Raw genomic sequence first — 18,366 nt, forward strand, 5'->3', positions numbered from 1 at the left:
AGGAGAGATCACCAATGACCACCATTGCCCGCATGCAGCGCGCCAACAGGGGAACGCAGTTCCGCGCCTACCGTTTGCACGGCGCCGATCCAGCGCTGCTCGATCCCTTCATGGGCATTGACCACGCCTGGATGAGTGCGCCCACCTTCCCGCCGCATCCGCATGCCGGGTTCTCTGCTGTGACCTACCTTTTCCTGGACTCGGAAACAGGCATCGCCAACCGCGACTCGCAAGGCAATCGCACCTTGATTGAACCAGGTGGCTTGCACTGGACGGCTGCAGGGCGCGGGGTGGTGCATGAAGAAAACCCGGCCGTCCTGGGAAGCACCACGCACCTGCTGCAAATCTTCGTCAACTTGCCGCAGGCCCGCCAGACCGATGCTCCGTTCGCATTGACTTTGCGCCCGCAAGATGTGCCTGTCATCCATCGTTCAGGGGCCAGAGTGCGTGTGCCATTGGGAAGCTTTGGAGACGCGAAGTCGCCATTGACTCCTCCGACCGACGTCACCCTGCTGGATGTCACGCTGGAGCCATGGGCATCGGTGGACATACCGGTGCCCGCCGGTCAACGGGCGTTCTTCATGCCGGTGTTTGGCAGCGCTGAGATTGATGGCGAGGTGTTCGGTCTCGATGACCTCAGCGCCCCCGTCCTGCCAACCAGCGCGGAGGCGACGACCCACAAGCTGATGGCCAGGACGAGCGGAGCCAAGGTGGCCGTCTTCATCGGTCAACCCCTGCACCAGCCTGTTGTGTCGAACGGACCGATGGCGTTTGCCAACCAGGATCACCTGGTTGCAGCAGCCGCCGCCTATCAACGTGGCGAGTTGGGAAGCCTGTAAGGGCGCCACACACCGCCGGGGCGGGTGTCCCCTACGCCCCATTTCATTCATTGACCACTTAGGTACTCAGGAGCTACACCATGAAAGTTGAAACATTCACCGCCGAAAACTCTGCCTTGCTGCTCATCGACCACCAGGTCGGCACCATGCAGCTCATCAAGAACATCGACAGGGAACTGGCGGCCAAGCAGTCGATTGCCCTGGCGAAGATGGCCAAGATTCTCAACATGCCCGTCGTCATCACGTCCAGCCAGGAAGACCGCGCCCAGGGCCCCATCCTTCCTGAGATTGCAAAGATTCTCCCTGAGGCCCATGACGCTCGCATCAAGCGCCCTGGCGTGGTCAACGCCTGGGCTTACCCCGACTTCAAGAAGGCGGTGCTCGCCACCGGTCGCAAGAACCTCATCATGGCTGGCGTGACCACCGACGTCTGCCTTATCTTTCCGGCCATCGATGCCGCTAAGGAAGGTTTCGGTGTGCAGGCGGTGATGGACGCCTCCGGCTCGCCCAGCGACCTGTCCGAAGAGTTCTCGCGCCAGCGCATGCACGACGCCGGTGTCGTGCTCACCGCCACCAACACGCTGATGGCTGAAATTGCGCAAGACTGGTCTACGCCCACCGGCCAGCAGCTGATCACCCTGCTGTTCACGGATGTGTTCCCGGCGCTGGGTGCAGGCATCGCCTGACGATCGATGTGAATGGGGGCCGCCAGATAGGCGGTCGCCGCTCTCCATGCGCATCAGGCCGGACAGGGCGGGACGGCAGGGCGCTTCAAGCGGTCTCTGGTTGCGCGTCGGCCGCTGCAAACACCTCGCGTGCTGCGGCCAGTCCGTTGAGCGCGGCCGGAAAGCCTGCGTACACCGCCATCTGCATCAGCACCTCCACGACCTCTTCGCGGGTGACGCCCACATTCAGCGCCGCCTGCAAATGCACCTTGAGCTGTGGCGTGGCGTTGCCCAGCGCGGTCAGTGCGGCGATGACTGCAATCTCGCGGCTGCGCAGATCGAGTCCGGGGCGTGAATAGATGTCGCCAAACGGAAACTCGATCAGGTAGCGTGCAAAGTCGGGGGCGATGTCGGCCAGGCTGGCGACGACACGCTCACCCGCGTGGCCGTCGATTTCGCGCAGCTTGGCGAGGCCCTGGAGATAGCGGGGTTGGGTTTCGGGGGGCATGGGAGCTTCCTTGGTGGGTGGACGACGGGGTGGACCGAAGGGAAGCTTCCAGGCCCTGGTAGTGCGCGATCTTGGCTTGCAGCGCCTGTGCGGCTTGCTGCATCGTGGTGATCGTTGCCAGCACCTGCGCCAGGTGCTGTTCCAGCAACTGGCGCCGCTCAGGGGTGGTGGCGTTCCCTTCGCTGCGCAGCCGCGCAAAGGCCTGCATCTGCCCGATGGGCATCTGGGTCTCGCGCAGGCGCAGCAGGAATCCGATCCATTCCATGTCCGACGCCGCATAGCGGCGCTGGCCACCGGGTGCACGGGCTACCGGCGCAATCAAACCGGCGCGCTCGTAGTAGCGCAGGGTGTGTGCGGTCAGGCTGGTGCGTTTGGCGACTTCGGCAATGGTGAGGAGGGATGCCATGGGAACGATTCTGAAAGTTGGAGTGCACTCTAAGTCAAGTGCTGAATCAGTCCATGGTGACGAGGCGCCGCAAAAGGCCATCGTCTAGCCATTTCTCGCTTCCGCAGCCTCGCGACCTTTTGCCACCCGCGTGGCTTGCGAGTAGTCTTTTCAATGCAGCTGCAACGCCTGCAGCACCAGCGAGAACGCGGGTGATGGCTGGCGCCGGCTGGGGTAGTACAGGTGGTAGCCCGCGAACGACGGGCACCAGTCTTCTAGCACCCGCACCAAGCGACCGTCTTCGATGTGGGTGCCCAGCTCGTCCTCGGGCAGTAGCGCAATGCCCAGCCCGGCCAACGCTGCATCGACCTGGGGCGGGGCGGTGTTGAAGATCAGCGGGCCATCTACCCGCACGTTGACCTGTTTGCCCTTGCGCGCAAAGTCCCACACGTACAGGCCGCCCGAGGTCGGCATGCGCTGGTTGATGCAGCGGTGCGCCGTCAGGTTGTGCGGGGTTTTGGGAATGGGATGGGCGGCAAAGTAGCTGGGCGATGCGACCACGGCCATGCGAAGCGGCGGGCCGATGGGCATGGCAATCATGTCCTTGTCGATGGTGTTGCCCAGGCGCACCCCGGCATCGAAACGGTCGGCCACGATGTCGCGAAAGCCGTAGTTCATGTCGAACTCCAGCGTGATGTCGGGGTTGTCGTGCAGCAGCGGCATGAGCTTGGGCAGCAGCGTGGTGTGCATGACGTGATCGCCGCAGGTGATGCGCACAGTGCCTGCGGGTTTGTCGCGCAGTGCGGTCAGGGCATCCAGTTCGGCCTCAATCTCGTCAAAGCGGTGGCCGATGGCGTGCATCAGGCGTTCGCCCGCTGGCGTGGGCGAGACGCTGCGCGTGGTGCGTGTGAGCAGCCGGATCTGCAGGCGCTCTTCGAGGCCACGGATGGTCTGGCTCAGGGCGGACTGCGTGACGCCCAGCGTGGCTGCAGCCCGGGTGAAGCTGCCCTCGCGCGCCACGGTGACAAAGGCCAGCAAGTCGTTCAGGTTGCGTCGCGCCATGGCAGGTTCTGTGGGTTGATTGGTTAGCCATTCTTATAAACCTATTCGTCATTCATTATCTAGTCAGTGCGGCGAGTGCTGGGCAAACTTCTTGCCATGGCACAACGCATCAGCACCCACCCCTTCCAACGCCTTGCCTTCACGGGTGTCGCCGTGGCATTCACCCTGGCAGCTGCGGGGACGCCAGCTACCACCTTTGCACAGCAGGGCTCCATGAAAATTCAACTGCATACCGACGGCGCCATTGCCACCGCCATCCTGGATAACAACGCCGCCACGCGCGATTTTTTGGCCCAACTGCCGTTGTCGCTGACGCTGCAGAACTATGCGGAGATCGAGCGCATTGCCACACTGCCGCGCAAGTTGTCTACCCCGGCCGCATCGACGGGCATGACCCCTGTGACCGGTGACATCGCTTACTACGCGCCGTGGGGCAACCTGGCGATCTATCTGAGCGGCACTGTTCACGACCGAGGCCTGGTCCGCCTTGGCAAGGTGGACAGCGGCCTTGCAGCCCTGCAACGGCCGGGGCCCTTCACCGTGCGCATTGAGCGTGCCAGCGATTGAACGGTCGCCGTCTTCGCCCCCTCTCGACACTGACACCGAATTCCCCCATCCACAGGAGCATCGAACATGGACAACACCCTCAACGCCTTGAACACCGACCCCGTTACGGACCCGCCCACCTCGGACCGGCGCGGTTTCCTCATCCGAGCGGGCTTTGGTGCCGCAGCAATCGGCGGGTTGTCTGCTGCGAGCAGCGGTGCGATGACAGCGGGGCTGCAGCCAGCACCCGGCAAGGTCAGCGGTGCCGACAATTTCTACCGAAGCGACAAGGTGACCGTGCGCAAGGTGACCTTCAAAAACCAGTACCGCATGGCGGTGGCTAGCAACCTGTTTGTGCCCAAGAACCTGGACCGCAGCAAAAAAAATCCGGCCATTCTGGTGGGCCACCCCATGGGCGCAGTCAAGGAACAAAGCGCCAACCTGTATGCCACCAAGATGGCGGAGCAGGGTTTTGTCGCGCTGTCGCTGGACCTGCCTTTCTGGGGAGAGAGTGACGGCCAGCCGCGCAACGCAGTGGCGCCTGACATCTATGCCGAGGCTTTCAGTGCAGCGGTGGATTTTCTGGGCACGCAGGCGATGGTGGACCGCGAGCGCATCGGTGCCATTGGTGTGTGCGGCAGCGGCAGCTTTGTCATCAGCGCTGCCAAGATCGACCCGCGCATGAAGGCCATCGCCACGGTCAGCATGTACGACATGGGCGCTGCCAACCGTGATGCGCTCAACCACTCGCAAACCGTGGAGCTGCGCAAGCAGATCATTGCCGCCGCTGCCGAGCAGCGGTATGTGGAGTTCACCGGCGGTGCCACCCAGTACACCGGTGGCACGGTGCACCAGCTGACGGCAGACACGCACCCCATTCAACGCGAGTTCTACGACTTCTACCGCACCCCGCGTGGCGAGTTCACTCCCAAGGGCGGTTCGCCGTTGACCACCACCCACCCCACGCTGACCAGCAACGTCAAGTTCATGAACTTCTATCCGTTCAATGACATCGAGACGATTTCTCCGCGCCCCATGCTTTTCATCACGGGCGATCAGGCGCACTCCAAGGAGTTCAGCGAAGACGCCTTCCAACGTGCTGCCGAGCCCAAAGAGCTGCACATCGTCCCCGGCGCGGGCCACGTGGATCTGTATGACCGCGTGAACCTGATCCCGTGGGACAAGCTGACGGCGTTCTTTGGCAAGCACCTGGCATAAACGATGACCACTCAGGTATGTGCTGCGCCGTCGGGCGATTTTGACGGTGCGGTGGGTGCAGCGGTGCAGCCTGCGCGCTGGAGCGGTGTCTTTGCGATGACGCTCTGCGTGTTTGCGCTGATCGCATCGGAGTTCATGCCCGTCAGCCTGCTGACCTCCATGGCCGCAGACCTAGGGGTCAGCGAAGGCTGGGCCGGGCAGGGCATTGCGATATCGGGCGCCTTCGCCGTACTCACCAGCCTGAGCATTGCGGCGTTGTCAGGCCGAGTGGACCGCAAGATCTTGTTGCTGGGTCTCACAGCGCTGATGTGCCTCTCTGGCGCGGTCATTGCTCTGGCGCCGAATTACGCGGTGTACATGGCTGGTCGCGCGCTCATCGGGGTGGTGGTGGGCGGCTTCTGGTCTTTGTCTGCCGCCACGGCCATGCGGCTGGTGCCTGCGCAGCAGGTGCCACGGGCTTTGGCCATTTTCAATGGTGGCAACGCACTGGCCACGGTGGTGGCGGCGCCGTTGGGCAGCTATCTGGGTGCCGTGGTCGGGTGGCGTGGGGCCTTCTGGGGGCTGGTGCCGGTGGCGGTGGTGGCTTTCATCTGGCAGTGGGTGAGCCTGCCGCCCATGCCTGCCGGGCTGCAGCGCGCGGGGGGCTCTGGTGGTGCGGTTGTCAGGCTGCTGCGGTGCCGGGTGATCGCTGTGGGCATGCTGGCCGTGGGCTGCTTTTTCATGGGGCAGTTTGTGTTGTTTACCTACCTGCGGCCATTTCTGGAAACTGTCACGCAGGTGGGTGGGTTCACGGTATCGTTCATCCTGCTGGTGATCGGGGTGGCGGGCTTTGTGGGCACTGCGCTGGTCGGCATGGCGCTGGCCAGAGGTTTCTATACGACGCTGTTCATGGCACCCGCCTTGATGGCGCTCATTGCTATCGCACTGGTCAGTCTGGGTGACCAGCTCACCGCTGTCACGGCCTTGCTGGGCGTGTGGGGCCTGGTAGCCACGGCCGCGCCTGTGGGCTGGTGGACATGGGTGGCCCGTTCCATGCCGGACGACGCCGAAACTGGGGGCGGCCTCATGGTGGCGGTGGTCCAGCTGGCTATTGGCCTGGGCTCTACGGTGGGCGGCCTGCTGTTTGACCATGGCGGCTACCAGATCACATTTTTCGTTAGCGCTTTTTTGTTGCTGTTGGCAGCTTTGCTGGTCTTACTGACCTGGCGCGCTGGCATGGCCGAGGGCGATGCTGTTTCAGATGGAGGAAGAGAGACAGGCTGCACACGCGCGAGCAAGCTGACCTCGTATGGGGTGCAAAACAGAGGGGACAGCAAAACCTAGCGTCCTGATGAAAAATGGCGGGTTCCGGTGGGGAGGCTGTGACCTCCTGGCACCGCAGCCTCCCTCCACGTCGCGTCGCTCCATGCGCGCGGCCCCATTTTCATCACCCCACAGCGAGTCCTCCATGAACCCCTCCATCCCTACCACCGCGCTGCAGTTGCGCTCGCTTGTGCAAGCCGATGGCACCTTGCAGATCAGCCTGGAGCCGACACCCGTGCCCACACCAGGGCCCGACGAAGTGCTGATCCAGATGCAAGCCACACCCATCAACCCGTCGGACATCGGCCTGCTGCTGGGCCCCGCCGACTTGTCCACCGTGCAGGTCACGGGCACGGCCGAGCGGCCGGTGGCCACGGCCCGCATCCCTGAGCGCGCCATGCCGGGCATGGCGGCACGCCTGGGCCAGAGCATGCCGGTGGGCAACGAGGGCGCGGGCCTGGTGGTGGCCGCAGGCAGCTCGCCTGCCGCGCAGGCGCTGCTGGGCCGCACGGTGGCGGTGATTGGCGGCGCCATGTATTCGCAATACCGCGCCATGCCTGCGTCGCAGTGCCTGCCGCTGCCGCCCGGGACCACGGCGGCTGAAGGCGCATCGTGCTTTGTCAACCCGCTGACGGCGCTGAGCATGGTGGAGACCATGAAGCGCGAGGGCCACACTGCGCTGGTGCACACCGCGGCAGCCAGCAACCTGGGCCAGATGCTGCTCAAGATTTGCCAGAAAGACGGTGTCGGCCTGGTCAACATCGTGCGCAAGCCCGAGCAGGCGGCGCTGCTGCGCGAGCTGGGCGCCCAATATGTGTGCGACAGCAGCGCGCCCACCTTCATGGCCGAACTGACCGACGTGCTGGCCGCCACGGGCGCCACCATTGCGTTTGATGCCACGGGCGGCGGCACGCTGGCCGGGCAGATCCTGCAGTGCATGGAGGCCGCCATCAACCGCAAGGCCAAGGAATACAGCCGTTACGGCTCGGCAGTGCACAAGCAGGTGTACCTGTACGGCCACCTGGACACGCGCCCGACCGAAGTGCACCGCACCTTTGGCATGGCCTGGGGCATGGGTGGATGGCTGCTGTTTCCGTTTCTGCAGAAGATCGGCGAAGAGGCCACCCAGGCGTTGCGCCAGCGCGTGGCGGCCGAGCTGAAGACCACGTTCGCCAGCCACTACGCGCGCACCGTGTCGCTGGCAGGGGTGCTGAGTGCCGAGTCCATCGCGTTCTACGGCCCGCGCAACACCGGCGCCAAGGTGTTGATCGACCCGTCGCTGTAAGCGACTTTGCAGGGGCGCGCCTGGCGCCCCTGGGGGGGCGCGGCTACACGGCAGGCATGACCCGTCCTGAATAGCGTTGACACCCAGGACGGTTTAAAACTCCAGCCGGACTATCCGACTAATGACGCCCGATGCACTGCATCGGGCGTTTGCATTTTCAGCGACAGATGAGGTCGCTCGCAGTTATAGATGTCGACTGACTGCTCGACCATGCGTCTGGCCTGGGCGAGATCCGCAGGGCGCTGCAACAAGAGCTCGGTCTTCAGAATGCCGTTGACCCGCTCGGCCAGCGCGTTCTGGTAGCAGTCGTAGCCGTCCGTCATCGAGCAGATCACGCCATGGCGCTTGTGCAGGGCCTGGTAATACGTCGAGCAGTACTGGATACCCCTGTCGGAGTGGTGCACCAGCTGCCGACTGCTCTGTCGCCCCGATAGCGCCATCTTCATGGCCTGCGCCACCTCCTCGGTCTGCATGCTCTCATGCACGTGCCAGCCGACGATCTTTCTGGAATAAGCATCCGTGACCAGGCTCAGGTAAACAAACTTGCCGTGTGTGGGCAGGTAGGTGATGTCTGCTACCCAGACCTGTTCGCTGGCGCTGGCGCGAACCTGCTGTGGCCCGGCTTTGAGCAGGTTCGGATGGCGCCGGAAGCGGTGGTGACTGTCTGTTGTCTTGTGGTACGCCCGCCGGGGCGCCACCAGCAGCCTGGCGTTGCGCAGGACGTCGAACATTGCATCGCGGCCCAAGTCGATGCCTCAGCGCTGCAGCGGCTCCTGCAGCAGGTAGTGCAGCTTACGCGTGCCGATGCGTGGCCGACGCATGCGCTGCTCGCGCACCAACTCCACCACCGCCTGCGCGTTCGCGAGGCGATCGGCCTGGCGGCGCCTGCCCTGGTAATACGCCTGCCGGCTATGGCCCATGTGCTGGCAAGCCCTCTTCACGCTCAACCCTGTGACAAGGTTTTGCGCGAGGACTTGCCCAAAGGCTTTTTTACGACGCGCACCCCGTAGTCCTTGCGCAGCACGTCGATGACGGCTTCGAATAGCCTGGCCTTCTCCTGCGCCTGTGCGAGCTGCACCTGCAGGGCCTTGATCTGCTGCTCGGGCGTGAGAGCCCCAGTGTTCTTCTTGTCTATCGGCATGGCTGCAGATGATGCCGCAGGACTCCAGCCCAGGCGACCGTGCTTGCGCAGCCAGACCAGAACCGTCGAGCGGCCCTGGATACCGTAGCGCTGCTGCGCCTGTTTGTACGTGAGCTCGCCTTTTTCCACCTGCTCCACCACCGCCAACTTAAAGGCCAGCGTGTAGTCGCGCTGCGTGCGTTTGACACTTGATTCCATGACACATGCCCTTTTTGAAAGGTCCATGTGTCAACGCCGGGTAGGACGGGTCACACCCAACAAAAAGGGCTCCCAAAGGGAGCCCTTTTTGCCTGCCCGCCCCTGCGGTTCAGTTAACACTCCCCATGGCAGCAGCACCCGCACCGCGCGAAGTGCCACCACCCTGGGAAGTCCCGCAACTGCTTCAATCCAACCCAAGCAGTTGGTCTGCCAAATTACATGGCGCTGAATTCGCCCGAAGGGATCTGGCCGGTGCGCACGGCTTCGGCAGCCTGTGCACGCACGGCAGCGCGGTCAGCGGTGGACTTGTAGGTCACCACACGCGAGCCTGCGGGTTCCATGTTGTGGGTCTTGGCTTCCACTACAGCTTCGGCTTGCACTTCAGCGCGGGTGCGGTTCGTGTCGAACTTCAGAGCAAATTGCGAGCCATCGGCTTCGTCAGCATGGGCGCCAAAGGCGGCGAAAGCGGCAACAGCGGCGACGGAGAGGAAACGGGCGGTCTTGTTCATGATGAAAATCCTTAAAAAAACTTAAAAAGCGTCTCAAAAAAGCCGGGTCAAAAACCATTCCTGAACCGGGTTCGGTGAGTCGCCTTGCGGGTTCGGCTCATCGATGGGATGAACTGTACGCCGATGGTGTTCAGGGAAAAACCACCTAGTCGCAAACTAACTGTTCCAGTATTGAGAACAATCTTTCCTTCCTCCCGCACTCTGCGGGGAATCTTTCAGCGCTCGAATTTTGTTGGAAAAAACTGTATATTTATACAGTATCAAACCACAGGAGAAGCAGCGCCATGCAAGTCATCGAATCCACGTACGTCGTCAACCTCCGCGACTACCCCGAGGAGCTTCCGGCCAAGGAGCGCATAGCCGCCGAAACCCGGTACGCCAGGGCCCTGGAAAAGCAGTTGGGCGGCCCCGAACAGGTGGCGGCCGCGCTGGACACCATGCAGAGCCTGGAGGAGTCGCCGCCCGAGGTGGTGTCCCCGGGCGATCTCACCCTGCTCAAGGCATGGGGCAAGGCCAGCGTGGCGGCCCGGCAGGCCGGGTTCCGGGACTTGGGGGAGGGTGAGGGTGCTTACTTTGAGGTGCGGCTGGTCTGAGAGGCTGAGAGTCCTTTATCCACGCCCGCCTGGCACGCCCATACGCCCCGGCTCGTCGTTACCAATGCTCGCCATAGCCTGAGCTATGGCTGTGCTTTGCGCCTAGATCCGAGGCGTATGGGCGCGCCTTTCGGGCCCGGCTAAAAAGCTCTCAGCCTCTGAGCCTGAAGGCCCGCAGCACGCAATGGGGCTGACCGAACCGCCGTGCAGGCGCGTGCGGGGTGTACGGGCCGGGTCGCCCTCGTGCTTGCGCAACCGCCGTGGGGGCAGATACTGTGTGTACATTGCATTCCCTGCACCCTCAACGCCGGAGACACAACCCCATGACCCTGCCGCTTCACCCCCTGGACCCTGACCTGTTTGCCCGCGCGTTGCCGCTGCTGGACGATGAATGGCTGACCCGCGACCCCGAGCTGGCACCCGTGCTGCCCACGGTGCTTGCACGCAATGTGGGGCAGGACTGGCACAAGGCGGGTACGTTTCGCCACCACCTGGTGGGCGTGACGCGCACGCTGACGGTGTGGCAGCAGCCGCGCGACGTGCGCCTGCTGGGGCTGCTGCACAGTGTGTATGGCAATGCGTTTGTGGACCTGGTGAAGTTCGACCCTGCCAAGGAGCGCGCCCGGGTGCGCGAGATTGCGGGCGAGTCGGCCGAGCACCTGGTCTACCTGTTCTGCACCCAGTCGCGCACGCAGTTTGTGCAAAAAGTGCTGGCCCATGCGCTGGAAGCAGACGGCAGCCTGGTGCTGCAAAAAGACGGGCAGGACCACGTGCTCACGCCCTACGAGGTGGCGGCCTTCATCATCGTGAGCATGGCCGACACCATCGAGCAGTGGTTCAGCTGGCAAGACGACATCTTTTCGCGCTTTCCGGACGTGCAGCACCGCAACCAGAAGGCGCACTGGGCTGCATCGCTCTGGCCCGGGCCCATGCGGCCGTCGGGGCGCATGGTGCACCAGATCAACGGGCTGGCCAAAGCGCTGCAGCACCCAGGGCTGAAGGACGTGCTGCCCATGCCGCCCGTGTTTGCACATTGCTCGCAGCACCTGTCGGCCGCCAACGAGGCGGCGGCCACGTCGCTGTACTGGTCTGTCATCCAGCAAGACCAGCCGCTGGTGGACCTGGACGTGGCCACCGGCGTGCTGGAAAGCGCCGTGCGCCACAACCCCTGGGTGGGCGAGCCGCAGATGGTGCTGGCGCAGCTGTATCTGTCGGCTGGCCGCAAGGACGACGCCAAGGCCGCCGCCGAGAGCGCGCTGCACCTGTTCAGCGCCTGGGGCAATGCGTGGGACAAGCGCGTGCAGTGGGACGCCTGGGTGGCCTGGACGCGCATCCTGCTGCAGGGCGCGACGGTGGAAGGCACCTGGCCCGAGCGGCTGGACAAGCTGAACAACGTGGCACTGCGTGGGTGACTTGGAACATCCCCCTGAGTGGCTGCGCCACTTCCCCCTCCTCTTGAATCGCTGCGCGATTCGGGAAGGGGGACGCAGCCCTCGCTGCGGGGCGGCCCTTGCTCGGCTGCCCTCGCCGGGCGGGCGCCAGTTTCATGAGGTGGGGGTGGGGGCACGGGCCTTGTCTTCTTATTCGAATGGGTTGTAATGAAATGAAAACTTAGTTGTTCCAGTTTTATCGGGGAAACCCTAGGATGCGAACCATCTCTCAACGAAAGGTTTTCCCTGTGAACAACAACAAGCGCCTTCTCCTGCAATCCGCCCTGGCCCTGGCCGCTGCTGCCGCTTTCTCGTCCGGCGCCATGGCCCAGGACAAGCCCATCAAGGTGGGCGTGACCGGCGGCCCCCACGCCCAGATCTTCGAGCAGGTGAAGAAGGTTGCCGAGAAGGACGGCCTCAAGATCCAGATCGTCGAGTTCAGCGACTACGTGCAGCCCAACGCCGCGCTGGCTGCGGGCGACCTGGACGCCAACAGCTACCAGCACAAGCCTTACCTCGATGCGCAAGTGGCCGACCGTGGCTACAAGCTGGTGTCGGTGGGCTACACCGTCAACTTCCCCATCGGCCTGTATTCCAAGAAGGTCAAGAAACTGGAAGACCTGAAGGAAGGCGCCAAGTTCGGCATTCCCAACGACCCCACCAACGGCGGCCGCGTGCTGCTGGTGCTGCAGGACAAGGGCCTGATCAAGCTGCGTGACGGCGCGGGCCTCAAGGCCACGCCGCTGGACGTGGTGAGCAACCCCAAGAAGCTCAAGTTTGTTGAACTGGACGCCGCCCAGCTGCCCCGTTCGCTGGACGATCTGGACGCCTCGGCCATCAACACCAACTTTGCGCTGTCGGCCGGCCTGAACCCTGGCAAGGACGCCATTGCACAAGAAAACGCCAAGAGCCCCTACGTCAACCTGATCGCCGTGCGTGAAGCCGACAAGGACAAGCCCTGGGTGGCCAAGCTGGTGAAGGCTTACCACTCGGAAGAAGTCAAGAAGTTCATCCAGACCGAATTCAAGGGCTCGGTGCTGCCAGGCTTCTGAAGCTGATCGCAAAAGCGCCCTGCGATGAAGGGCGCTGTGGCTCTGCGGACTGGTTGCTGCTTCGCCCTCTCTCCCGCAAGGGGGGAGGGGCGGAAAAAGCGACTGCGACAGCAGTCAAACATCCAAGTATTTTTGGCGTTATGCGCTTTTCCGTAAAGCGCAAATAGCTATCTAAATGATAGCGGTTCGCCAACACCATTCCCCTGCGTTGCGCTGGGAAAACTGTGGTGTCGCGCTTGCATACACAATGAGAGGGTAACGTCCAGTAACAGCATCCCCTCCACCATGCCCTTCGCGGAACGAATCCTCACAGCGGTCTGGTTGAGTGCGACTACGCTGTTGTTCGTTGCGTCACTGTGGGCACCGGCACCGGGCGTGCGGCTGTTTCTGGACAACGCCTCCTGGACGCTGGCGTTTGGGCTGTCTGCCTTCTGGGCCTGGCGTGGCTGGCGGCTGGCGCCGCCCACCGACCGCGCGCTGCACACCGGCCTGCTGATCTTTGCGGTGCTGGTGGCCTTGGGGCAAATGGTGTGGAACGTGCAGGTGGCGCTGGACTGGAACCCATTCCCCGCGCCCGCCGACCTGCTGTTTCTGGCGGGGGGGCCGCTGTGGGCTGCCACCGTCATCCGCGCCACGTTTGCGCGCCTGTCGCGCGACCGGGCCTACCCGGCGGCCCTGGACTTTGGCGGCACGGTGCTGGCGCTGCTGGCGTTCACGCTGGTGATCTACCTGCCCTCGGGCGAGGTGGACTCGCTGGCCGTGGGCACGGTGCTGGTGCTGTACCCGGCCGGGTTTCTCGCTGCGGCGGGCGTCACGGCGCTGGCTGTTCCGACGGTGGGGGTGCGCATCGACCGGTCCCATGCGCTGGTGCTGCTGGGCCTGCTGGGCTTTGGCCTGAGCTGGATGCAGTGGAACCTTATGGTCATCAGCAACACGGTGCAGCCGGGCATCTGGTTCAACGCCAGCTTCAGTGCGTCGGCGCTGGTGCTGGGCTGGGGCGCACGCTGGCTGCGGTTTGAGATGTCGGCAGATTCGGCCTACCGCCGCCAGTGCGACCAGGTCATGAACTACGTGCCACTGCTGTCCATGACGCTGGCGGCCATCACCCTGGTGCTGCTGTTTGTGGCGCCCGATGGCAGGGCAGGCATGCAGGCGCTGATCCTGGTGTGCTGCCTGCTGGTGCTGCTGCTGGCTGCACTGCGCCAGACCATTGTGGTGACCCTGCTCAACCGCCTGCGCACGGCCGAGGCCGCTGTGCTGCGCAACGAGGAGCAGCTGTACCGCGTGGCGCACTTTGATGCGCTCACCGGCCTGCCCAATCGCCGCTACTTTGAAGACGCGCTGGAGCGTGCCGTGGCCGAGGCCGCCCGCGACACACACAGCACCAACCGCCGCGTGGCGCTGATGCTGATCGACCTGGATCACTTCAAGAGCGTGAACGAAACCTATGGCCACCGCGTGGGAGACGCGCTGCTGAGCGAGGTGGCGCAACGCATCACCCAGCTGCTGGCGGGGCAGGGCCTGGTGTCGCGGCTGGCCAATGACCAGTTCACGGTGATGCTGCTGCGGCCGGCGTCGCGCACCGAGCTGGCGCAACTGGCGGCTTCGCTGGTGGAGGGCCTGGCGCGGCCGTGGGAGCTGTCGGAGGTGGGTGCGCAATACATGGGTGCCAGCCTGGGCATCAGCCTGTACCCGGACGACTCGGCCAACAGCGTGGAGCTGGTGCGCCACGCGCATTCGGCCCTGCACGCCACCAAGAGTGCAGGTCGGGGCTCGTACCGCTTCTACATCGAGGAGTTCACGCAGATCACGCGCGGGCGGCTGGAGCTGCGCCGGCGCTTGCACAACGCGCTGCAGGCGGGCGAGTTCGCGCTGGTCTACCAGCCCCAGCTCAACCAGCAGCGCCAGACCGTGGGTGCCGAGGCGCTGCTGCGCTGGTCGGTGGATGGCAAGGCGGTGCCGCCCGACGAGTTCATCCCGCTGGCCGAGGAGAGCGGGCTCATCGTGCCCATCGGGCTGTGGGTGTTCGAGACCGCTTGCCGCCAGATGGCACAGTGGCGTGCCGAGGGCTGGCAGGTGCCCGTGGTGTCGGTCAATGTCTCCACCATCCAGCTGCGTGAGCCGGGTTTTACCCAGACCCTGCTGGGCGTGACCCAGCGCGCCGGGGTGGCGCCCGCCGGCCTGGTGCTGGAGATCACCGAGTCGCAGCTGCTGGACGAGTCCCTGTACGCCATCGCGCTCGATCTGAAGAACGCGGGTTTTGCGCTGTCGATCGACGACTTTGGCACCGGCCACTCGTCGCTCATCAAGCTCAAGCGCCTTCCGGTGAGCGAGCTGAAGATCGACAAGGTGTTTGTGCGCGACATCGTGGTGGACGTGAACGACCGCGAGATCTGCGCCACCGTCAACGCCCTGGCCCGCACGCTGGGGCTGGAGGTGGTGGCCGAAGGCGTGGAGACCGAGGAACAGCTGCAGTTGTTGATCCGCATGGGCTGCGAGCGTTTTCAGGGCTGGCTGTTTGCACCGGCCCTGGCGCCCGGGCCACTGGCCCAGCAATGGTTGCAGCGGCAGGCGCCGCCCGCTGCGCAGTGACTGCAGGCACGGTGTGGCGTGGGGGCGGCATGGTCCGTGTGTGGCATATCAAAAATGATAGCTGCTCAGGCATGTTCCACTAGCGCATCCGGCCGTTTTTCCCTGATAAAAGCCCAAACCCGGCACAGGGCCGGGTTTGGGGAGGGGGCTTGCAGGGCTTGTGCCCTGCGCGCCGTTGTTGCCGCTGGGCTTAGGCGGCCTGCGACACGCGACCCTGGTTGGCGGCCACGCTGGTGTGTGTGGAAATTTCCACGTTGGCCGAGGCCAGTGCGGCCGCCTTGGCGTCCGGGCCCATGGCCACGCCTTCGGCACGCACAAAACGCACGTCGGTGATGCCGAAGAAGCCGAACACCACCTTCAGGTAGCTCTCCTGGTGCTCCATCGCTTGGCCGCCTTCGCTGGTCGAGTACACGCCGCCACGGGTGGAGGCCACGATCACCGTCTTGCCACCGGCCAGACCCACGGGGCCCTTCTCGGTGTACTTGAAGGTGCGGCCCGCTTGCGCCAGGCGGTCGATCCAGGCCTTGAGCTGGCTGGGGATGGAGAAGTTGTACAGCGGCGCGCCAATCACGATCACGTCGGAGGCCAGGAACTGGCTCACCAGGGCCTCGGACAGTGCGTTTTCAGCGCGCTCTGCCTCGGTGGCAGCGGCCTGGCCGGTGCGGAACCCCAGCGACTGGGCCGACAGGTGCGAAGGCGCTTGCTGGGCCAGGTCCAGGTATTGCACGGTGGTGCCAGGGTGGGCGGCTTGCCAGGCGGTCACGGTGCGGGCAGTCAGTTGGCGGGACACGGATTGATCACCGGTGATGGCAGAGTCGACGTGAAGCAGTTGCATGAGGGAACTCCTGGGGTTCTGTGGATCGGAGCCACAGCGTGTGGCCATGGGATGAATTGTGGGGATGGATCAATTTGTTGATAAGGTAGTGAACTTGCGATAGATTGTTCTATCCATAGGACGATGAAGCCCATGCAAGATCTCAACGACATGCTGTATTTCGCCGAAGTGGTGGAGCGCGGTGGCTTTGCCGCTGCGGGCCGCGCGCTCGGCATTCCCAAATCGCGCCTGTCGCGCCGGGTGTCCGACCTGGAAACGCAGCTGGGCGTGCGCCTGCTGCAGCGCACAACCCGCAAGCTCTCGCTGACCGAAGTGGGCGAAGCCTATTTGCGCCACTGCCAGGCCATGCGCGAATCGGCCCAGGCGGCGGCCGACACGGTGGCCCAGGTGCAGACCGTGCCGCGCGGCACCATCCGCGTGAGCTGCCCGGTGACGCTGGCGCAGACCGTGGTGGCCGAGCTGATCCCCAGGTTCCTGGCCAGTTGCCCCGAGGTGCGCATCGACATGCTGGTGAGCAACCGCGCGGTCAACCTGGTGGAAGAGGGCATCGACGTGGCGCTGCGCGTGCGTCCCTCGGTGGACGACAGCGGCAGCATGGTCGTCAAGCGGCTGGACCACACCACGCAGATCCTGGTGGCCAGCCCCGAGCTGCTGATCCGCCAGGGCACGCCCCAAACGCTGGACGACCTGGCCAAGCTCGACAGCATCGCCATGTCGGCCCCCGATGGCCGATCGACCTGGAACCTGATCGGCCCGGGCGGCGTGCACCAGGTGGTGCAGCACACGCCGCGCTATGTGGCGGACGATCTGCTCACGCTCAAATACGCGGCCGTGGCCGGCACGGGGGTGTGCTGGATGCCCGACTACATGTGCCAGGAAGAAATGCGCGAGCGCAAGCTGGTGCGGGTGCTGCCCGACTGGGCGCCGGCGCCCGCCATCGTGCATGCCGTGTTCCCCTCCCGCCGGGGGCTGTCGCCCGCGGTGCGGCGCTTTCTGGACTACCTGGGCGAGGCCATGCCCGGCCGGAGCAGCCTGAGCACGCGGCAGGCCCTGCAGGGGCTCGACGGCGCCAATATCTGAGAACCTGTTCAAAGGGCAGGTTCTGAGGCGCTGGGCGCAAAGCCTGCGCTTGTGCACGGGTTCGGTGGGCAAAGCGCTTTTTGGCGCCACAATGCAACGAATTGCAACTGTGCGGGCTGCGCCCGTCCGTGTGGTCGGCACACGCGGCGGCCCGGGGACTTTTTGTGACCGCTCCACACCCCATCGACCAAGACATCCGGCAAGCCCGCGTGCACCCTGCCGTGCGCGCCATCGTGATCCCGCCGTGCCCCGAGTCACTGCTGCGCCTGCAGCAGATCGTGGCGGCGCCCGAGCTGGACTCGACCGCGCTGGAGCAACTGGCATCCTCCGACGTAGCCCTGGCCGCCGCCGTGATGCGGCTGGCCAACAGCCCGCTGTACGGCCTGGCCCAACCGGTGCAGACCGTGGGCATGGCGCTGACGGTGCTGGGGCTGCAGCCGGCCGTGGAGCTGCTGTCTGCCTTCATCACGCGCAACGCGCTGCAGGTGCGCTCGCCGCTGCTGGAGCATTTCTGGGAAAGCTCGCAGCGCCGCGCCATTGCGTGCGAGCACATCGGCCACCAGCTCTACAGCCTGGACCCAGGGTTGGGCTACAGCTTCGGGCTGTTCTGCCATGTGGGCATGCCGGTGCTGGTGAAGGCGGTGCGTGGCTACGCGGGCACCGTGACCGAGGCCCTGGCGCGCAAGGACCGCACCTTTACCCAGACCGAGAACGCGAGCCACCGCACCGACCATGCGGTGATGGGCGCCATCGTGGCGCGCACCTGGCACCTGCCGGGCGACGTGGCCCAGGCCATCTGGCTGCACCACGACTTTGCGTGCCTGAACGACGAGCAGTTTGATCCCACCGTGCGCCACCTGGTGGCGCTGGGCTTGCTGGCCGAGTTTCTGGTCAACCAGCACGACGGCCTGGCCCCCACGCGCGAGTGGACCCAACACGGCCAAGCCTGCATGGACCACCTGCATGTGACGCAGGACGAGCTGGACCACTGGATCGACGCGCTGCACCCCGCGTTTGAGGCAGTGCGGTTCTAATGATTCCGACGAGCAACTGACTCGCCGCTACCGCCGAGCGGGGCAGCTACGCCCGCCCCCTGCGGACATGACGTGGGCACTGCGAGATCTGC

Annotated in this window: 17 protein-coding genes and 1 pseudogene; 12 read left to right on the forward strand and 6 right to left on the reverse strand. The window is 64.6% G+C overall.

Annotation, left to right across the window (positions count from 1 at the left end; all coding sequences use genetic code 11):
* The first annotated feature begins 14 nt into the window (after window positions 1–14).
* Window positions 15–839 (forward strand): pirin family protein, encoded by an 825-nt coding sequence (locus tag C8C95_RS19430; protein WP_116749651.1) that lies wholly within the window; start codon window positions 15–17, stop codon window positions 837–839.
* 80 nt (window positions 840–919) lie between these two features.
* On the forward strand, window positions 920–1,525 hold the full coding sequence (locus C8C95_RS19435; protein ID WP_116749652.1) for an isochorismatase family protein: 606 nt from the start codon (window positions 920–922) through the stop codon (window positions 1,523–1,525).
* A gap of 85 nt (window positions 1,526–1,610) precedes the next feature.
* Here the strand turns inward: C8C95_RS19435 and C8C95_RS19440 are convergent, their stop codons facing one another.
* The 3 genes from C8C95_RS19440 to C8C95_RS19450 all read right to left on the reverse strand — a co-directional run bounded on the left by C8C95_RS19440 (window position 1,611) and on the right by C8C95_RS19450 (window position 3,459).
* On the reverse strand, window positions 1,611–2,012 hold the full coding sequence (locus C8C95_RS19440) for a carboxymuconolactone decarboxylase family protein (RefSeq protein WP_116749653.1): 402 nt from the start codon (window positions 2,010–2,012) through the stop codon (window positions 1,611–1,613).
* Complete coding sequence (locus C8C95_RS19445; protein ID WP_116749654.1) at window positions 1,939–2,418, reverse strand: MerR family transcriptional regulator; 480 nt, start codon at window positions 2,416–2,418, stop codon at window positions 1,939–1,941. Before C8C95_RS19445 ends, C8C95_RS19440 begins: the two co-directional genes overlap by 74 nt.
* Before the next feature lie 150 nt (window positions 2,419–2,568).
* The gene (locus C8C95_RS19450; protein WP_116749655.1) at window positions 2,569–3,459 is read right to left on the reverse strand and encodes a LysR family transcriptional regulator; all 891 of its coding nucleotides are present in this window, start codon (window positions 3,457–3,459) and stop codon (window positions 2,569–2,571) included.
* 213 nt (window positions 3,460–3,672) lie between these two features.
* Here C8C95_RS19450 and C8C95_RS19455 point away from each other — a divergent pair, with 213 nt between their 5' ends.
* From C8C95_RS19455 to C8C95_RS19470, 4 genes are all read left to right on the forward strand, one after another.
* Window positions 3,673–4,026, forward strand: a complete 354-nt coding sequence (locus C8C95_RS19455) for a cyclophilin-like fold protein (RefSeq protein ID WP_165836557.1) — start codon at window positions 3,673–3,675, stop codon at window positions 4,024–4,026.
* A gap of 66 nt (window positions 4,027–4,092) precedes the next feature.
* The gene (locus C8C95_RS19460) at window positions 4,093–5,223 is read left to right on the forward strand and encodes an alpha/beta hydrolase (RefSeq protein ID WP_207780622.1); all 1,131 of its coding nucleotides are present in this window, start codon (window positions 4,093–4,095) and stop codon (window positions 5,221–5,223) included.
* 96 nt (window positions 5,224–5,319) lie between these two features.
* Window positions 5,320–6,546 carry an MFS transporter gene (locus tag C8C95_RS19465; protein ID WP_243415785.1) on the forward strand — a complete coding sequence of 409 codons (1,227 nt, stop codon included), beginning with the start codon at window positions 5,320–5,322 and terminating at the stop codon, window positions 6,544–6,546.
* A gap of 124 nt (window positions 6,547–6,670) precedes the next feature.
* On the forward strand, window positions 6,671–7,810 hold the full coding sequence (locus C8C95_RS19470) for a zinc-binding dehydrogenase (RefSeq protein WP_116749658.1): 1,140 nt from the start codon (window positions 6,671–6,673) through the stop codon (window positions 7,808–7,810).
* 110 nt (window positions 7,811–7,920) lie between these two features.
* On the opposite strand, the pseudogene C8C95_RS19475 reads toward C8C95_RS19470, so the two are convergent.
* Window positions 7,921–9,149 (reverse strand): annotated as a pseudogene (locus C8C95_RS19475) (IS3 family transposase).
* A 215-nt stretch (window positions 9,150–9,364) separates the two neighbouring features.
* The gene (locus tag C8C95_RS19480) at window positions 9,365–9,658 is read right to left on the reverse strand and encodes a DUF4148 domain-containing protein (RefSeq protein ID WP_015013846.1); all 294 of its coding nucleotides are present in this window, start codon (window positions 9,656–9,658) and stop codon (window positions 9,365–9,367) included.
* 284 nt (window positions 9,659–9,942) lie between these two features.
* Between C8C95_RS19480 and C8C95_RS19485 the strand changes: the two genes are divergently transcribed.
* The 4 genes from C8C95_RS19485 to C8C95_RS19500 all read left to right on the forward strand — a co-directional run bounded on the left by C8C95_RS19485 (window position 9,943) and on the right by C8C95_RS19500 (window position 15,325).
* On the forward strand, window positions 9,943–10,251 hold the full coding sequence (locus C8C95_RS19485) for a hypothetical protein (RefSeq protein WP_060985737.1): 309 nt from the start codon (window positions 9,943–9,945) through the stop codon (window positions 10,249–10,251).
* 323 nt (window positions 10,252–10,574) lie between these two features.
* On the forward strand, window positions 10,575–11,663 hold the full coding sequence (locus tag C8C95_RS19490; RefSeq protein ID WP_116749659.1) for a DUF6817 domain-containing protein: 1,089 nt from the start codon (window positions 10,575–10,577) through the stop codon (window positions 11,661–11,663).
* A gap of 233 nt (window positions 11,664–11,896) precedes the next feature.
* Window positions 11,897–12,733: a MetQ/NlpA family ABC transporter substrate-binding protein gene (locus C8C95_RS19495; protein ID WP_056067616.1), complete on the forward strand. Its 837-nt coding sequence runs from the start codon at window positions 11,897–11,899 to the stop codon at window positions 12,731–12,733.
* Window positions 12,734–13,018: 285 nt separating this feature from the next.
* On the forward strand, window positions 13,019–15,325 hold the full coding sequence (locus C8C95_RS19500; RefSeq protein WP_116749660.1) for a bifunctional diguanylate cyclase/phosphodiesterase: 2,307 nt from the start codon (window positions 13,019–13,021) through the stop codon (window positions 15,323–15,325).
* A 190-nt stretch (window positions 15,326–15,515) separates the two neighbouring features.
* On the opposite strand, the gene C8C95_RS19505 is transcribed toward C8C95_RS19500, so the two are convergent.
* The gene (locus C8C95_RS19505) at window positions 15,516–16,160 is read right to left on the reverse strand and encodes an NAD(P)H-dependent oxidoreductase (RefSeq protein ID WP_099730040.1); all 645 of its coding nucleotides are present in this window, start codon (window positions 16,158–16,160) and stop codon (window positions 15,516–15,518) included.
* A 132-nt stretch (window positions 16,161–16,292) separates the two neighbouring features.
* Here C8C95_RS19505 and C8C95_RS19510 point away from each other — a divergent pair, with 132 nt between their 5' ends.
* On the forward strand, window positions 16,293–17,240 hold the full coding sequence (locus C8C95_RS19510; RefSeq protein WP_056746686.1) for a LysR family transcriptional regulator: 948 nt from the start codon (window positions 16,293–16,295) through the stop codon (window positions 17,238–17,240).
* A gap of 164 nt (window positions 17,241–17,404) precedes the next feature.
* Entirely contained in the window at window positions 17,405–18,274 is an 870-nt protein-coding gene (locus C8C95_RS19515) for an HDOD domain-containing protein (RefSeq protein WP_056746683.1), read from the forward strand.
* The last annotated feature ends 92 nt before the right edge of the window (window positions 18,275–18,366 follow it).

Origin of the sequence: Acidovorax sp. 99, from assembly GCF_003096455.1 — a bacterium.
Taxonomy (GTDB): domain Bacteria; phylum Pseudomonadota; class Gammaproteobacteria; order Burkholderiales; family Burkholderiaceae_C; genus Acidovorax; species Acidovorax delafieldii.

What these genes read in the sequence shown, in the direction of transcription:
- C8C95_RS19445 (WP_116749654.1), bottom strand. Translation starts at nt 2,418, where the DNA reads ATGGCATCCCTCCTCACCATTGCCGAAGTCGCCAAACGCACCAGCCTG.
- C8C95_RS19495 (WP_056067616.1), top strand. Translation starts at nt 11,897, where the DNA reads ATGCGAACCATCTCTCAACGAAAGGTTTTCCCTGTGAACAACAACAAG.
- C8C95_RS19440 (WP_116749653.1), bottom strand. Translation starts at nt 2,012, where the DNA reads ATGCCCCCCGAAACCCAACCCCGCTATCTCCAGGGCCTCGCCAAGCTG.
- C8C95_RS19450 (WP_116749655.1), bottom strand. Translation starts at nt 3,459, where the DNA reads ATGGCGCGACGCAACCTGAACGACTTGCTGGCCTTTGTCACCGTGGCG.
- C8C95_RS19435 (WP_116749652.1), top strand. Translation starts at nt 920, where the DNA reads ATGAAAGTTGAAACATTCACCGCCGAAAACTCTGCCTTGCTGCTCATC.
- C8C95_RS19505 (WP_099730040.1), bottom strand. Translation starts at nt 16,160, where the DNA reads ATGCAACTGCTTCACGTCGACTCTGCCATCACCGGTGATCAATCCGTG.
- C8C95_RS19465 (WP_243415785.1), top strand. Translation starts at nt 5,320, where the DNA reads ATGACGCTCTGCGTGTTTGCGCTGATCGCATCGGAGTTCATGCCCGTC.
- C8C95_RS19460 (WP_207780622.1), top strand. Translation starts at nt 4,093, where the DNA reads ATGGACAACACCCTCAACGCCTTGAACACCGACCCCGTTACGGACCCG.
- C8C95_RS19500 (WP_116749660.1), top strand. Translation starts at nt 13,019, where the DNA reads ATGCCCTTCGCGGAACGAATCCTCACAGCGGTCTGGTTGAGTGCGACT.
- C8C95_RS19455 (WP_165836557.1), top strand. Translation starts at nt 3,673, where the DNA reads ATGAAAATTCAACTGCATACCGACGGCGCCATTGCCACCGCCATCCTG.
- C8C95_RS19430 (WP_116749651.1), top strand. Translation starts at nt 15, where the DNA reads ATGACCACCATTGCCCGCATGCAGCGCGCCAACAGGGGAACGCAGTTC.
- C8C95_RS19480 (WP_015013846.1), bottom strand. Translation starts at nt 9,658, where the DNA reads ATGAACAAGACCGCCCGTTTCCTCTCCGTCGCCGCTGTTGCCGCTTTC.
- C8C95_RS19510 (WP_056746686.1), top strand. Translation starts at nt 16,293, where the DNA reads ATGCAAGATCTCAACGACATGCTGTATTTCGCCGAAGTGGTGGAGCGC.
- C8C95_RS19490 (WP_116749659.1), top strand. Translation starts at nt 10,575, where the DNA reads ATGACCCTGCCGCTTCACCCCCTGGACCCTGACCTGTTTGCCCGCGCG.
- C8C95_RS19485 (WP_060985737.1), top strand. Translation starts at nt 9,943, where the DNA reads ATGCAAGTCATCGAATCCACGTACGTCGTCAACCTCCGCGACTACCCC.
- C8C95_RS19470 (WP_116749658.1), top strand. Translation starts at nt 6,671, where the DNA reads ATGAACCCCTCCATCCCTACCACCGCGCTGCAGTTGCGCTCGCTTGTG.